This window comes from Kribbella endophytica, from assembly GCF_054781295.1.
In genome coordinates this window covers 363,090-377,176 of record NZ_BAAGUR010000001.1, presented here as the reverse complement: position 1 = coordinate 377,176, position 14,087 = coordinate 363,090, and the positions used below count along the sequence as shown (strand labels likewise).

Here is a 14,087-nt window from a genome sequence, read left to right as displayed (position 1 = left end):
GGTTAGTCAGCGGTGATGTCAGGACGCTGTCATGCGCGGCTGGCGATCAGTACGGCGAGGCCGTCGAGGATGCGGTCGATGCCGAACTGGAGGGCGTTGCCGGTCTGGCCGTCGACGGCTTCTTCGGCGAAGGCGGCGGTGGCGGCGGGGTAGAGGTGCCCGACCGCGCCCATCGTCTCGGCGAGCTGGGTGGCGTAGGCCTCGGAGGACGTGTTCGGCGGTGCGAGTTGCTCGACCAGGCTGCGGACATGGCCGTTGAGCAGCACGATCGTGTCCAGCCGCTCCGATCCCGTCAGCCCGGTGCCGGCCAGCGCGGTGAGCGCGGTCTCCATCCAGCCCAGCTCGTTGGGGCCGACCGGACGCTGGCCGGTGGTGAGGTCGATCGCCCAGGGATGGGCGCTGTAGCGGGCGAAGATCGTGTCCGCCCAGATCTGCAGCCCGGCGCGCCAGTCGGGAGTCGGTGCGGGCGGCGTACCCATCGCTGTGTCGAGCATCAGCGCGGTCAACTCGGCCTTGCCGGGGACGTAGCGGTACAGCGACATCTTGGTGAAGCCGAGCCGCTCGGCCAGCCGCTGCATCGACAGGTTGGCCAGCCCTTCCGCATCGGCCAGCGCGATCGCCTCCCCGACGATCCGGTCCAGGGACAGCGCGGGCTTCGGTCCTCGCCGGGCCCGCTGCTGGGTGCCCCAGAGCAGTTCGAGCGCTGTCGGTGCCGGCATCGCGGGCCTCCTCGAAATCGGTGTTGACGTCGAACTGTGTCTACCATACTCTAATTCGTGTCCACCGGAAACAGATTCCATCAGACACAATTCTTGGGAGGTCGCCATGACCCAGTCCGTCCTGATCTCCGGCGCGAGCATCGCCGGACCCGCACTCGCCTACTGGCTGAACCGCTACGGCTTCGACGTCACCGTCGTCGAGCGGGCGCCGGAGCTGCGCCCCGGCGGCCAGGCCGTCGACTTCAAGGGCCGCACCCACTTCAACGTCCTCGAGCGGATGGGCATCCTCGACGAGGTCCACCGGCGCCGGACCGGCACCACCGACACCGTGTACGTCGACCAGGACGACCGGGAGTTGGCCGTCATCTCCGGCGAGTTCACCGGTGGCGACGTCGAGATCCTGCGCGGCGACCTCTCGGAGATCCTCTACGAGCGGACCGCCGACGAGTGCGAGTACCTCTTCGGTGACTCGATCAGCGCACTCGTCGACACCGACGACGGCGTCGAGGTCACCTTCGAGCACGCCGCGGCCCGGACCTTCGACCTCGTGATCGGTGCCGACGGCATCCACTCCCGGGTGCGCAAGCTGGCCTTCGGTCCGGAGCAGGACTTCGTGAAGTACCTCGGCCACTACTACTGCGTCGCCGGCGCGAGCCCGTGGAGCGGCAACGGGTCACGGGAGCGGCAGGTTGCCCACGGCCACAATGTTCCCGGCCGGCTCGCGGTCACCGGCGGCTCGAAGGCCCAGCAGCTCTACATGTTCGCCTCGCCGGAGCTCGACTACAGCCGCGACGACACCCGGGCTCAGCGCGCCATCCTGCGCAACGCCTACGCCGATGTGAAGTGGCGGGTGCCGGAGATGCTCGACGACATGGACGGGTTCGACGACTTCTACCTCGACTCGCTCAGCCAGGTGCGGCTGAACGGCCGGTACACCAAGGGCCGGGTCGCGCTGGTCGGCGACTCGGCGTACGGAAACACCTTGGGCGGATTCGGCACCGGGCTCGCGGTCGTCGGCGCCTACGTGCTGGCCGGAGAGCTAGCGGTTGCTCAGGGCAACCACGTCGAGGCCTACGCGCAGTACGACGAGATCATGAAGCGCTACGCCAAGATCGCCGGCAACAGCAACGCCGGCCGCTTCCTCGCTCCGAGGACAGCGACCGGCATCAAGCTGCGTAACTGGTTCGTGGGTTCGCGGATGTTCCAGCTGATGATCAAGTACGCCGACAAGGCCGCCAACGACATCGATCTGCGCGACTACCCGGTCAAGGTCAGCGCCTGAGCCTCACCGGGGCTCGGCGTCGGCCGTGCAGTGATAGTCCCGCTTCGGCAGTTCGCCGGTGGTCAGGAACGTCGTCGCCGCGTAGTTGGCGCAGCGGTTCTTGCCGCCCGGGTAGACGCCGTGCCCGCCCTGGTCGGCGGTCACCATCATGGCTCGGTCTCCGAAGGCCTTGCGCAGCTGACGGGCCCCGGCGAGCGGGGTGGCCGGGTCGCGCAGGTTCTGCACCAGCAGCACGTTGGACGGACCGTTGTCGGTGATACGCACCGGCGGTTCGGCCGGGTCCGGCCAGTAGGCGCACGGCGTGATGTTCGCCCCGGCCGCGCCGAAGAGCGGGTACTTGATCCGGTCGACAGCCACGTTGCGCTGGTAGGTCGCGACCGACTTCGGCCAGGAGGCGTCGTTGCAGATCATGTAGTACCGGCCGGAGATCAGGTTCTCGGCGTCCTTGACGTCGCCCGGCAGCGGGGGTGGCGGTTGGTTCGCGTCCACGGCCCGCCAGATGCCGGCCAGGACCGGGAGCTGCGTCGGGCCGTACAGAAAACCGAAGTTGAGCAGCCGGAAGGTGGCGCTGTCGAAGGGGCCGTCCGGTGTCTGGATCGGCTTCTGGTCCAGTCGCTTGGCCAGCTCGAAGAACTTGGCCTTCACCTGTGCCGGCGTCCGGCCGAGACCGTACTCGCGGTGGTTGGCCGCGGCGAACTTCGCGAAGTCCGGGAAGCGGTCTTCGACACCCTGCGACCAGAGCCGGTCGCTCGGGTAGTCCCAGCCGCCGGGGCCGAGATTGCTGTCGAGCACGATCCGGTCGCTGCGCTGGGGGAACAAGGTCGTGTAGACCGCGCCGAGATGGGTTCCCCAGGAGGCGCCGGCGAACGAGAGCTTCGACTCGCCGAGCGCGGCGCGGATCGAGTCCATGTCGCGGGCGGTGTTGGCGGGGTTGACGTGCGGCAGCATCCACGCGGTCTTCGAGGTCGCGCACTGCTGGGCGATCTGCTTGACCTCGGTGGCGCGCTTCGCGACGTCGGCCGAGTTCTTCGCGTACGGCGGGATGTTGCCGGCGGCCTGCTGTTCCGGGGTGAGGTCGCAGGTCACCGGCGTGCTCTTCCCGATGCCGCGGGGATCGAACCCGATCACGTCGTACGCGTCGCGCACGCTCTGTGGAAGCCCCATCGCGACGAGGAACGCGGGATAGTTCTGCCCGGGCGCCGGGCCGCCGGGGTTGGTCAGCAGGATGCCGCGGCGCTTGTCCGGCTTCGTGCTCGCCAGTCGCGAGACGGCGATGTCGATCGTCCTGCCGTTCGGCGCGCGGTAGTCGAGCGGGACCTTCAAGGTGCCGCACTGCATGCCCTCCGGCAGCGGCACCGGCGAGATGTCCGCCGGGCACTTCTCCCAGCTGATGCCGCTGGCCGCCGCAGGCTCGGCCTGCGACACCCCCGGCACCAGGGCGGCGGCCACCAAGGCGGCGCCAACGGTCAACGGAACTGCGGATCGCATCGAGAATCCCTCCGGACGACTCTGTGGACGCGACCAACTCTTCGCGAACCACCCCGTCCGGCACGTCCCCCGGGCGACCCTTTCTCCGTCCACCGAAAGTTGCGGCCCCGGGGCGCTCGCCCCGGGGCCGACGGGCTACTTGGTGCCGAAGGAGTAGATCGTGCGGGTCGAGTAGGTCTGGCCGGGGCGCAGAACCGTCGACGGGAAGTTCGGCTGGTTGGGGGAGTCGGGGAAGTGCTGCGTCTCGAACGCGAAGGCGTCGCCCTGGCGGTAGGTCTTGCCACCGATCCCCTGGAAGGTGCCGTCGAGGAAGTTGCCGCTGTAGAACTGCGCGCCGGGCTCCGCCGTACGGACCGAGACCGTCCGGCCGCTGTCCGGCTCCCAGAACCGGCCGGCGAACCGCAGTCCGTCGTGGTCGGTCTTGCTGGCGAGCACGAAGTTGTGGTCGTACCCACGCCCGACCACCAGTTGGGGGTGGTCCTCACGCAGCCGCTTGCCGATCGCGGTCGGCCGGCGGAAGTCGAACGGCGTACCGGCGACCGGGGCGATCTCGCCGGTCGGGATCAGGCCCGCGTCTACCGGCGTGTACGACGGGGCGTTCAGTTCGAGCACGTGGCCCTCGATCGAGCCGCTGCCCTCACCGGCGAGGTTGAAGTAGACGTGGTTGGTCAGGTTGACGATGGTCGGCTTGCCCGCGACGGTCGCGTGGTAGTCGATCCGCAGGTCGTCGTCGAAGTCGAGCGTGTACGTGACCGTGGTGGTCAACGTGCCCGGGAAGCCCATCTCGCCGTCCGGGCTGACGTAGCTGAACGCGACCCCGACGTGCGACGAGGTCTGCACGACCTTCGCCTTCCAGACCTTCTTGTCGAAGCCCAGCGTGCCGCCGTGCAGCGCGTTCTCGCCGTTGTTGACCGGGATCTGGTAGTCGTTCCCGTCGATCGAGAACTGGCCCTTGGCGATCCGGTTGCCGTACCGGCCGATGGTGGCGCCGAAGTACGGGCTGAGTGCGGCGTAGTCGGGCAGGTTGTCGAAGCCGAGGCTGATGTTCTCGGTGCGGCCCCGGCGGTCCGGGGTCTCGACCCGCTGGATGGTGGCACCCCAGGTGAGCATCGAAACGGTCACTCGACCGTTGCTGAAGGTGTACACGTCGACGCCGACCCCTTCCGGGGTGGTGCCGAACGGGTCCTTGCGGATGGACAGGCGGCCGTGGTGTGAACCCATGGACGCGACTGTAGTAGCCGCCGGTTCGGCACCGGCGGGGCTGGTCAGGGCCCCGGCCGTGACGGCGCCGAGGCCGAGCGCGCCGGCGGTTCGCAGGACATGGCGACGAGGCAGGTGATCAGTCATGAAGTCCCCTCAGTCGGTTGGGCGGTGGGCGGCGAGAGCGTTCTCACACCGCCCCGGGCACTGTAAGCACCGTTGCGCGATGTTTGGAACAGTTCGTAACCGTTCGGATTCGTCCGATGACTGGCGGCGCGGTCGATCGGTGGTCGATGGTTTGACCGGATCGGTCCGCCGCGCGGCGCGATGATGCCTGTCGCGTCGTAAGTCGTACGAGGAGGCTGGAGGCATGACACAGACAGCGCTGATCGTGATCGACGTCCAGGAGTCCTTCCGCGTCCGGCCGAACTGGCAGGCCGTGAACCACCCCGATATCGCCGACCGGGTCAACCGGCTCGTCGCCGCCTCGCGTGAGCGCGGGGATCTGGTCGTGTGGGTGCTGCACGCCGAGCCCGGGACCGGCGGCGCGTTCGACCCGGAGAACGGGCACGTCCGGCTGATCGAGGGGCTCGAGCCGCGCGACGGCGAGCCGGTGATCCGCAAGACGTCGCACAACGCCTTCACCACCACGAATCTGCAGCAGGTGCTCACGCAGCACGGGATCCGCGAGGTCGTGATCAGCGGGATCCGCACCGAGCAGTGCTGCGAGACGACCACGCGGGTCGCGTCGGATCTCGGGTACGACGTGGTGTTCGTGACCGAGGCGACCGCGACGACACCGCTGCCGCACTGGACGCTGCCGTTCGACGCCTCGCTGGAAGAGGTGCTGGCTGACCCGCGGACGCTGATGCCGGCGGTGGTCGTGGAGCGGACGGAGTACGCGCTGGCGGGACGGTTCGCCACCATCCGGACGCTCGACGAGCAGGCCGGGATCCTTGTGGGATCCTGACCGGATCATGCGCAAGGTTGTCTTCTTCCTGGTCCCCCGACTGCACCTGCTCGATCTCGCCGGGCCGGCGCAGGTGTTCTCGACGGCCGCCGATCTCGGGTACGGCTACACGTTGCACTACGTCGCCGAGGTCGAGGAGGTGTCGACGGCGCAGGGCGTACCGGTCAAGGCGTCGCTGTCGTGGCCGGATCTCGGGCGGGACGACCTGATCGTCGTACCGGGCTGGCGGTCACCGCGGTTGTCGCCGTGGCCGCCGATCTCGGCACGCACCAAGCAGGTGCTGCGGACGCATCACGCGTCGGGTGGGTCGGTCGCGAGTGTGTGCTCGGGGGCTGACGCGTTGGGTGCCGCTGGGTTGCTTGATGGGCGGCGTTATACGACGCACCACGATCTGACCGACGAGCTCGCGGCGCGGTACCCGAGGGCGAGCATCGTGCGGGACGTCCTGTACGTGATGGACGAGCGCGTGATCACGTCCGCGGGGATCGCGAGCGGGATCGACCTCGCGCTGCACCTGGTCGCCGTCGAGCACGGCGCGGTCGCGGCGGCCAGGGTCGCGCGGGAGATGGTCGTCTACGCCCGGCGCAACGGTGACGAGCTCCAGGAGAGCGCGATGCTCCGCCACCGCGGTCACCTCAGCGATCTCGCCCACCGGGTCCAGGACGTCATCGACAGCCGGTACGCCGACCGCCTGCCGCTGTCGGACCTCGCCCGAGCCGCCGGCGTCAGCGAACGCACCCTCACCCGAGTCTTCACCGCCGCTACCGGTCTGACACCCCTGCGCTACCAGCAACTCCTGAGGCTGGAACGAGCCGAACACCTCATAGCCCACGGCACCACAGTCGAGTCGGCCTCGCGAGTAGTCGGCTTCGAAGACCCCCGAATGCTCCGCCGCCTCCGCTCCCGCACGCCGGCGGCAACAGCCTGAGCTGCTGCCGCAGGGTGGACTTTCCCCTACCTCTCATGGGGGGCTGCGTCTCCTGAGAACTGTGCTGTTTGCCGACAGGCTCTTGGTAGGCGGGCAGAGAGTCCGGGCGGGGTTGGCGAGAGGGCGCAAGTATGAGCAGGGGATCCGTGACCGTGCGGGCCGCGCGGTGGAGTGCTACCCATCCTTGGCGGGCGATCGGCTTGTGGCTGATCCTCGTCGCCGTCGCGGTCGGGTTGTCCGTGATGGTTCCGAAGCAGACGACGAAAGCCGCCGACACCTGGGTCGGGCAGTCCGGGCAGGCCGCGGAGCTGATCCAGAAGGCAGGCCTCGAAGGCAAGCCGAGTGAGACCGTCCTGGTCACCGATCCCGACGGACCGCTCAACCGCGCCGAGGCGACCACCGCCCTGGCGCAGCTGAAGCAGAAGCTGACCGCGATCGACTCCGTCGACACCGTCGGCGACCCGGTCTGGGCTGAGAACGGCAAGGCCGCCCTGCTCCCGATCGAGCTGAAGGGCAGCGCCGACGACGCCGCGGACAACGTCGAGAAACTCGTCGCCGCGACGACCGACGTACAGAAGACCAACCAAGGCCTGACCATCCAGCAGACCGGCGCGGCATCCCTCGACGCGGGCATCTGGAAGCAGGTCGGCAGCGACCTGGCCAAGGCCGAGAAGCTCAGCCTGCCGATCACCTTCGCCCTGATGCTGCTCGTCTTCGGTGCCCTGATCGCGGCCGGAATCCCTGTCCTGCTGGCGTTCTCGGCCGTCGGTGCGGCCCTCGGCTTCTACGCACCGCTGTCCTACCTGTTCCCCGACGGCGGCTCGGTCGCCAACGTCGTCCTGCTGATCGGCATGGCGGTCGGCGTCGACTACTCGCTGTTCTACCTCAAGCGCGAACGCGAAGAACGCCGCCGCGGTCACAGCACCGTCGACGCGGTCGAGATCGCCGCGGCCACGTCGGGACACTCGGTGGTTGTCTCCGGTCTCGCGGTCATCGTCTCGATGGCCGGCCTGTACGTCGCACAGGACCCGGTCTTCTCCTCGATGGCCACCGCCACCATCGTCGTCGTCGCAGTCGCGGTACTCGGTTCGCTCACCGTCCTGCCGGCCCTGCTGGCCAAGCTCGGCCACCGCGTCGACCGTCCGCGCGTCCCGCTCATCTGGCGGCTCAACAGGCGCATCGGTCCCGGCGGAATCAGCCGCCGCCTCGTCGCCCCGGTTCTGCGCTTCCCGAAGCTCGCCCTGCTGATCTCGACCGCCGCAGTGGTCGCGCTCGCCGTACCGGCGCTCGGCATGAAGACCGACCCGGGTGGCCTGAACACCCTGCCGGACAGCATTCCCGAGGTGAAGACGATGCAGCAACTGCAGGCGAACTTCCCCTCCGAGGGCATGGCGTACGACGTCGTCGCGAAGGGCGAGGGCAAGGCGCCGGTCGAGGCCCTGGCAACTCTGCAGCGCGCAGCCGTCGCCAACGGACAGTTCGTCGTACCGCCCGGCCCGGCGGTTCGGACGGCCGGCGACACCGCCGTACTGACCCTGGTCTCGGTCCTGCCGGACACCAGCGAAGACGCGAAGGTCGCGCTCAACCAGCTGCGGGACACGCTCGTGCCGGCAGCGTTCGACAAGGTGCCCGGAGCAACCTGGGCGGTCGGTGGTGAGACCGCCAGCGGGGTCGACTACGGCGCCAACCAGCGCGACAAGCTGCCGTACGTGATCGCGTTCGTCCTCGGACTGACGCTGCTGATGATGCTGTTCACCTTCCGCAGCCCGGCGATCGCGATCGTCACGACGCTGCTCAACCTGGCCTCGGTCGCCGTCTGCTTCGGCGCCCTGTCGCTGGTCTTCCAGCACACCTGGGCCGAGGGTCTGCTCGACTTCACCTCGCCCGGATTCGTCATCTCGTGGATCCCGCTGTTCCTGTTCGTGATCCTGATCGGGCTGTCGATGGACTACCACGTGTTCGTGCTCGGCCGGATCCGCGAGGCCGTGCAGGAAGGCCTGGCTCCGGCCGAGGCCGTCCGCCGGGGGATCATCGAGTCGGCCGGTGTCGTGACGAGTGCGGCCGCGGTGATGGTCTCGGTGTTCGCGCTCTTCGCGACGCTCGGGATGATCGAGATGAAGCAGATGGGCGTCGGCCTGGCGGTCGCCGTACTGGTCGACGCGACGCTGGTCCGGATCGTGATGCTGCCGGCCATCCTGGTCCTGCTCGGCCGGAAGGCCTGGTGGCCGAACAAGCTGGTCAAGGTCGCCAAGGACGAGCGGCCGGAACGCGAGCTGGTTACGGTCTGACAGAACGACGGGGGCCCTGGGCAACTGCTGCCCAGGGCCCCCGTCGTCACGTTCTACTTCAGCTTGTACGCCGCCGCGAGCTTCGCGATCGCACCGCCCAGATCACCGGTCAGCGCCAGGTGCTCTGCGTCGGCGGTGAGCTTGGACACCGAGGCGTCCAGGTTCTGCCCGATCTGGTCCTGCGCGATCCACCGGGCCGCCGCGACCACCGCGTCGTCCTCGGCGAACCCGTCCACCCGGCTGCGCTGCAACGCCTTGCCTGCCGCGGTCAGCGCCGCCAGCGCGGTCGTCGCCTGCGGCCCGGACCAGTCCTTGACGTGCAGCGCGACGTCGATCGAGATCGCCGCGACCAGCACGTTCGGGTCCAGCAGGCCCTTGCGCAGCAGGGCGATCTTTGCGTCCAGCAACTTCTGCCGAGCCGCCGCCTGCGTGGTCAGACCCCAGCCGTACGGGTACTGCGGGTCGTACGACGCGTCGCCGACGTTGATCGGCTGCTGCGCCTCCGACTTCGGCCAGGTGACGGGGAGCCGCCCGCTGAACGGCTTCTTGCCGAACAGCACGTCGGCAACGCCGGCGCCTTCGGTGCCGGGCAGCCACGACGCGACCAGCGCGTCGATCTCACCCAGCTGGTCCGCGACGACCTGCGGCCGACCGGAGACCACGAGGACAGCGCACTTCATCGCCGCGCAGACCTTGTCGACCGCGGCCCTGTCGGCGTCGCTGAGCAACAGGTCGTGGCCGTTGCCGACGTCACCGATTCCCTCGGCGTACGGGCGTTCGCCGACCACCACGACACCGACGTCGTGGCCTTCGAGCGGAGCCGACGCGTCCTGGCTGAACGTTGCCGTCGGCACGTTCTGCTGGATGCCGGCCAGGATCGTCGTACCGGTCGTCGGCGTGCCGGAACCGCCCTGCCAGCTGATGCTCCAGCCGCCGAGCTGGTTGCCCAGGTCGTTGGCGTTGCTTCCGGCAATGTACACCTTGGCCGTCGACTTCAGCGGCAGCACGTTGCCGTCGTTCTTCAGCAGTACCTGCGACTTGGCCGCAGCCTCGCGACCGACCGCCCGGTGCTTCGCGCCACCGATCTCGGCCAGCTTGCTCGTGTCGGAGTACGGCTTCTCGAACAGGCCGAGCTTGAACTTCTGCTCCAGGATCCGCCGTACGGCGTCGTCCACGCGGGACTGCGCGACGCGGCCATCGGTGACCTCGGTGGTCAGGCCCTGGGTGAACTCCTGGTACCGGGTCGGCACCATGATCATGTCCAGCCCGGCGTTGATCGACGTCCGGATGTCGCTGGCGTAGTCGCCCGGCAGCTGGTCGATCGCCTGCCAGTCGGAGATCACGAAACCGTCGAAGCCCATCCGGTTCTTCAGCACGCCGTTGATCAGTTCGGCGTTGCCGTGCATCTTCACCGGGCCCTTGTCGTCACCGATGATGTCGACGCTCGAGTACGACGGCATCACGGTCCCGACGCCGAGGTCGACCGACGTCTTGAACGGGTCGAGGTGGATCGCCTCGAGCTCCTGCTTCGTCACCTCGGTGACGCCCTGGTCGATCTTGTACGAGCCGGTCGTCGACGAGCCGTACGTCGTACCGCCGTCGCCGACGTAGTGCTTCGCGCTCGCGAGCACGTGGTTGTTCTGCTTGAGCTGGCTGCCGTCGGCCTTGCCCTGCATACCGGTGATCACGGTCGCCATCGCCTTGACCAGGGCCGGGTCCTCGCCGAAGCCCTCGTACGCACGGCCCCAACGGTCGTCGCGGACGACGCAGACGCACGGCGCGAAGTCCCACGGGATGCCGGTCGCGCGCACCTCGGTCGCAGCGACCTCACCGGTCCGCCGGGACAGGTCCGGGTCGCGGGTGGCGCCCATGCCGATGTTGTGCGGCAGGATCGTCGCGCCGATCACGTTGTTGTGCCCGTGCACCGCGTCGACGCCGTAGATCAGCGGAATCTGCAGGCGGGTGGCCTGCGCGTTCAGCTGGAAGCTGTCGATCATCGCGGCCCACGAGGCCGGAGTGTTCGGGGTCGGCACCGAGCCGCCGCCGGACAGCAGCGAACCCAGCGCGTACGTCGCGATGTCGGACTTGGTCCGGACCGCGTTCCGCTCGGCCTGGGTCATCTGGCCGACCTTCTCGGCCAGTGTCATCCGCTGCACGAGGTCGTTGACCCGGGTCTTGATCGGCAGGTTCTTGTTCAGGTACGGCAGGTCGTGCGCGTCGATCACGACGACCGGCTGGGTCGCCGGGGCCTTCGCGCCGGTGACGGTCAGCTCGACCGGGATCGTCTCGGCGGCCTCGGCCGACCGGTCCTTGCGGGTGACGACCTGCACGGTGTGCGACGTACCGGACGGCGTACCGGCCGGGAAGGTGAACGCGCCGGAGACCGGGTTGTAGTCGTCGGCGCCCGCCGTACCGGTTCCACTGCGGAAGTCGACCGTGACCGGCTCTTCCAGCGGCGTGCTGCCGGTGGTCGCGACGGACACCTTGACCTGCGCGGTGCCGCCCTCCTTGACCGGGTAGACGCCGGCGTCGGTGACCACGCTCGCCTTGAGCGCCGGGTCGGCCTTGCCGTAGATCTCGATCTGGTCGATCGCGAACTCACCAGGAGTCCCGACCGGCATCGTGAACGCGTAGCCCCACATCTGGGTCAGGTTAAGGATCTGGTCGATCCCGCCGACCGGCTGGTAGTCGCCGCGGTAGGCCAGGTCGCTGAACGGGATCTCGACCAGGTGCCAGCCCTGCCAGTCGTCGGTGAAGCTGGTGTTCCACAGCTCCGACGCCTCGGCGTTCGCGCCGCCGTCCTTGATCTCGAAGAAGATCCGCTTGCCCGAGCCGGGCGGCAGCGGCGCGGTGTTCTGCCCGTACCACCAGAACCGGAGGCCCTTGTACGCCGACCAGTTGCCCGGGTTCTGGTCGAACGTGATGTCGTGACTGAACCCGCCGTACCCGCTGACGTTGTAGGTCCCGTGCAGGACCTTCTCGCCGGCCGGCGCATCGTCGCGAGCCTGCAGCTCCATCGTCGGCGGGTCGTCGGCGTCACTGCCCCACCCGAAGATCCCCGGGTTGGGCGGCGAAGCGAACGGCTCAGCCCCCTCGAAGGCGGCCAGCACCGTAGGCACAGGGTCATCCGCCGCAGCCTGCGAAGCCACCCCCAACGGCAACAACCCCGCCACCACCGCGAGAGCCGTCACCCCCACCGTCCGACGCCGAACACGAACACCTGGCCACCTGGGCATGGGCGACTCCTGACTTCTCCGCACAGGTGCCTCACACCCGTGTCGCGCCCGATGCTCAGCCCTCCCAACCCCGCGGTCAAGAGCCCACCGGTTCCGGAACTAGAGCGCTCTCACACCGCAAGACCGGTCACGCGCGGCGCTCTCCTCGTGTATGTCAGGTACCTGAGAGGCGGACGGTGGTCAGCTGCTCGGGACGGCGGTACGGCCTGGGCCCGTCCTCGTGGCGGAAGCGGACCAGTTCGGCGGTGGGGATGGTGAGCTCGCCGAGGGGGTGGTCACGGTGGGTGGTGACCCAGTCGATCAGGGCGGTGGGGGACGGGATGGGGGCGGCGAAGTGCAGGAGGTTGATGTACCAGATGTCGCGTGGCTCGTCGCCTTCGAGCCAGCCGTCGGGGCCCAGGGCTTCGGCGTACAGCTTCTGGAGGTGGTCGGGCTGGTCGTCCAGGGGACGCGCGCAGACCATCACGGTGCCTCGGGTGAGGATCAGGCCGGTGAGGGTGAAGCGGGCGGGGCCGACCTGGGCGGCGGCGGTGCGGAGGGCTGTGGTGTAGCGCTGGATGAGGGGCTCGGCGGGGTCGACGACCTCGCGGTAGCGCTCGAGGGCTCGGATGGTGAAGTGGGCGGAGCCGAGTTGCCCCGTCTGGAGGTGGCCCGGGCCGGCGATCGACGCGGCCTCGAGGGTCAGTGCGTCCAGGCGCGGGGCGACGGGATCGGTGGGGGCGACGCGGAAGACCGCGCTGACCGGCCAGCGTTCGCCGTTCTCGACGAGGGGGAGGTCGACGCCGTGCTGCCCGGCGGCGATCAGCGGACCGGCGGTCGCGAAGAGGTGATCGAACTTGTTCATCGCCGGGTACGACGTCGCGTACGGGCCCTGGGTTCGGGCTGATTGAGAAGCCGCGGTGCTGGAACTGAGAAGGAATCCCGTCCGTCAGGTGGTGGACCGGTTCAGCGGCCCGGGAAAGGATGGGGGCATGACTTCACGTTTCGGGATTTTTGTTCCGCAAGGCTGGAAGATGGACCTGACCGGGATCGCCGACCCGGTCGAGCAGTGGGAGGCGATGACGGACGTCGCCAAGCGGGCCGACGAGGGATCCTGGGACTCGATCTGGTTGTTCGACCACTTCCACACGGTGCCGGAGCCGAGTGACAACACGACGTTCGAGTGCTGGTCGGCGACCGCCGCGCTCGCTCGCGACACCAAGCGGGTGAACATCGGCCAGATGGTCGGCTGCAACGGCTACCGCAACCCGGCGCTCTACGCGAAGATCGCGTCCACCGTCGACGTCGCCAGCCACGGCCGCCTGTACGCCGGGATCGGCGCGGGCTGGTACGAGCACGAGTGGAAGGCCTACGGCTACGAGTGGACCGACGTGAAGCCGCGGATGGCCGCGTTCCGTGAGGCCACCGAGATCATCTGGAAGATGTGGACCGAGGACAAGCCGGTCTACAACGGCAAGCACTACTCGATCGACGGCCCGATCAACCTGCCGAAGGGCGCCGGCAACACGCGGCCGCAGTTCTGGATCGGCGGCGGTGGCCCGCAGGTCACGCTGAAGCTGGTCGCCCAGTACGCCGACGCGGCGAACATCGGCGGCGGCAACCCCGAGGTGATCAAGGAGAAGGCCGCGATCCTGCGCGGTCACTGCGAGAAGGTCGGCCGCGACTACGACGAGATCACCAAGTCGACCGGGCTGAACGTGTTCCCGATCGACGCCGGTGACGACCCGAAGAAGGCGACCGAGAAGGCCCGCGGTCCGCAGAACTGGGACAAGTTCAGCAACGACAACACGATCGCGACCGAGGACGAGATCGCGCTCAAGGTCGAGGCCGCCCTCGAGGCCGGCGCCGACTACGTGATCTTCTACGTGCCCGGTGTCGCCTACGACCTGGACCTGGTCGACCGGGTCGAGCGGGTCGCCAAGCGCTTCGCCTGATCGACGCGACCCCTGGGCGTTTGGTGGGTTAACCCACCAAAT

The 14,087-nt window shown here is 68.7% G+C and carries 10 protein-coding genes; 5 read left to right on the top strand and 5 right to left on the bottom strand.

Annotation, left to right across the window (positions count from 1 at the left end):
* Nucleotides 1–29: 29 nt before the first annotated feature.
* Entirely contained in the window at nucleotides 30–719 is a 690-nt protein-coding gene (locus tag ACYVIO_RS01885; RefSeq protein WP_460648872.1) for a TetR/AcrR family transcriptional regulator, read from the bottom strand.
* A gap of 106 nt (nucleotides 720–825) precedes the next feature.
* On the opposite strand from ACYVIO_RS01885, the gene ACYVIO_RS01880 reads away from it, so the two are divergent.
* Nucleotides 826–2,001 (top strand): FAD-dependent monooxygenase, encoded by a 1,176-nt coding sequence (locus ACYVIO_RS01880; RefSeq protein WP_460648871.1) that lies wholly within the window; start codon nucleotides 826–828, stop codon nucleotides 1,999–2,001.
* Nucleotides 2,002–2,004: 3 nt separating this feature from the next.
* Here the strand turns inward: ACYVIO_RS01880 and ACYVIO_RS01875 are convergent, their stop codons facing one another.
* On the bottom strand, nucleotides 2,005–3,489 hold the full coding sequence (locus ACYVIO_RS01875; RefSeq protein WP_460648870.1) for an alpha/beta hydrolase: 1,485 nt from the start codon (nucleotides 3,487–3,489) through the stop codon (nucleotides 2,005–2,007).
* Nucleotides 3,490–3,624: 135 nt separating this feature from the next.
* Nucleotides 3,625–4,710, bottom strand: a complete 1,086-nt coding sequence (locus tag ACYVIO_RS01870) for an aldose epimerase family protein (RefSeq protein ID WP_460648869.1) — start codon at nucleotides 4,708–4,710, stop codon at nucleotides 3,625–3,627.
* A 349-nt stretch (nucleotides 4,711–5,059) separates the two neighbouring features.
* Between ACYVIO_RS01870 and ACYVIO_RS01865 the strand changes: the two genes are divergently transcribed.
* The 3 genes from ACYVIO_RS01865 (at nucleotide 5,060) to ACYVIO_RS01855 (ending at nucleotide 8,875) form a co-directional block, all read left to right on the top strand.
* Nucleotides 5,060–5,659: a cysteine hydrolase family protein gene (locus ACYVIO_RS01865; RefSeq protein WP_460648868.1), complete on the top strand. Its 600-nt coding sequence runs from the start codon at nucleotides 5,060–5,062 to the stop codon at nucleotides 5,657–5,659.
* 7 nt (nucleotides 5,660–5,666) lie between these two features.
* Nucleotides 5,667–6,587 (top strand): GlxA family transcriptional regulator, encoded by a 921-nt coding sequence (locus tag ACYVIO_RS01860; RefSeq protein WP_460648867.1) that lies wholly within the window; start codon nucleotides 5,667–5,669, stop codon nucleotides 6,585–6,587.
* A gap of 131 nt (nucleotides 6,588–6,718) precedes the next feature.
* Nucleotides 6,719–8,875 (top strand): MMPL family transporter, encoded by a 2,157-nt coding sequence (locus tag ACYVIO_RS01855; protein ID WP_460648866.1) that lies wholly within the window; start codon nucleotides 6,719–6,721, stop codon nucleotides 8,873–8,875.
* 53 nt (nucleotides 8,876–8,928) lie between these two features.
* Here ACYVIO_RS01855 and ACYVIO_RS01850 read toward each other — a convergent pair whose 3' ends face one another.
* Nucleotides 8,929–11,994 carry a glycoside hydrolase family 3 N-terminal domain-containing protein gene (locus ACYVIO_RS01850; RefSeq protein ID WP_460648865.1) on the bottom strand — a complete coding sequence of 1,022 codons (3,066 nt, stop codon included), beginning with the start codon at nucleotides 11,992–11,994 and terminating at the stop codon, nucleotides 8,929–8,931.
* Between the two features lie 271 nt (nucleotides 11,995–12,265).
* Nucleotides 12,266–12,955: a hypothetical protein gene (locus tag ACYVIO_RS01845; RefSeq protein WP_460648864.1), complete on the bottom strand. Its 690-nt coding sequence runs from the start codon at nucleotides 12,953–12,955 to the stop codon at nucleotides 12,266–12,268.
* A 127-nt stretch (nucleotides 12,956–13,082) separates the two neighbouring features.
* Between ACYVIO_RS01845 and ACYVIO_RS01840 the strand changes: the two genes are divergently transcribed.
* Nucleotides 13,083–14,045: an LLM class F420-dependent oxidoreductase gene (locus tag ACYVIO_RS01840; protein ID WP_460648863.1), complete on the top strand. Its 963-nt coding sequence runs from the start codon at nucleotides 13,083–13,085 to the stop codon at nucleotides 14,043–14,045.
* Nucleotides 14,046–14,087 lie beyond the last annotated feature (42 nt).

What these genes read in the sequence shown, in the direction of transcription:
- ACYVIO_RS01885 (WP_460648872.1), bottom strand. Translation starts at nt 719, where the DNA reads ATGCCGGCACCGACAGCGCTCGAACTGCTCTGGGGCACCCAGCAGCGG.
- ACYVIO_RS01880 (WP_460648871.1), top strand. Translation starts at nt 826, where the DNA reads ATGACCCAGTCCGTCCTGATCTCCGGCGCGAGCATCGCCGGACCCGCA.
- ACYVIO_RS01875 (WP_460648870.1), bottom strand. Translation starts at nt 3,489, where the DNA reads ATGCGATCCGCAGTTCCGTTGACCGTTGGCGCCGCCTTGGTGGCCGCC.
- ACYVIO_RS01870 (WP_460648869.1), bottom strand. Translation starts at nt 4,710, where the DNA reads ATGGGTTCACACCACGGCCGCCTGTCCATCCGCAAGGACCCGTTCGGC.
- ACYVIO_RS01865 (WP_460648868.1), top strand. Translation starts at nt 5,060, where the DNA reads ATGACACAGACAGCGCTGATCGTGATCGACGTCCAGGAGTCCTTCCGC.
- ACYVIO_RS01860 (WP_460648867.1), top strand. Translation starts at nt 5,667, where the DNA reads ATGCGCAAGGTTGTCTTCTTCCTGGTCCCCCGACTGCACCTGCTCGAT.
- ACYVIO_RS01855 (WP_460648866.1), top strand. Translation starts at nt 6,719, where the DNA reads ATGAGCAGGGGATCCGTGACCGTGCGGGCCGCGCGGTGGAGTGCTACC.
- ACYVIO_RS01845 (WP_460648864.1), bottom strand. Translation starts at nt 12,955, where the DNA reads ATGAACAAGTTCGATCACCTCTTCGCGACCGCCGGTCCGCTGATCGCC.
- ACYVIO_RS01840 (WP_460648863.1), top strand. Translation starts at nt 13,083, where the DNA reads ATGACTTCACGTTTCGGGATTTTTGTTCCGCAAGGCTGGAAGATGGAC.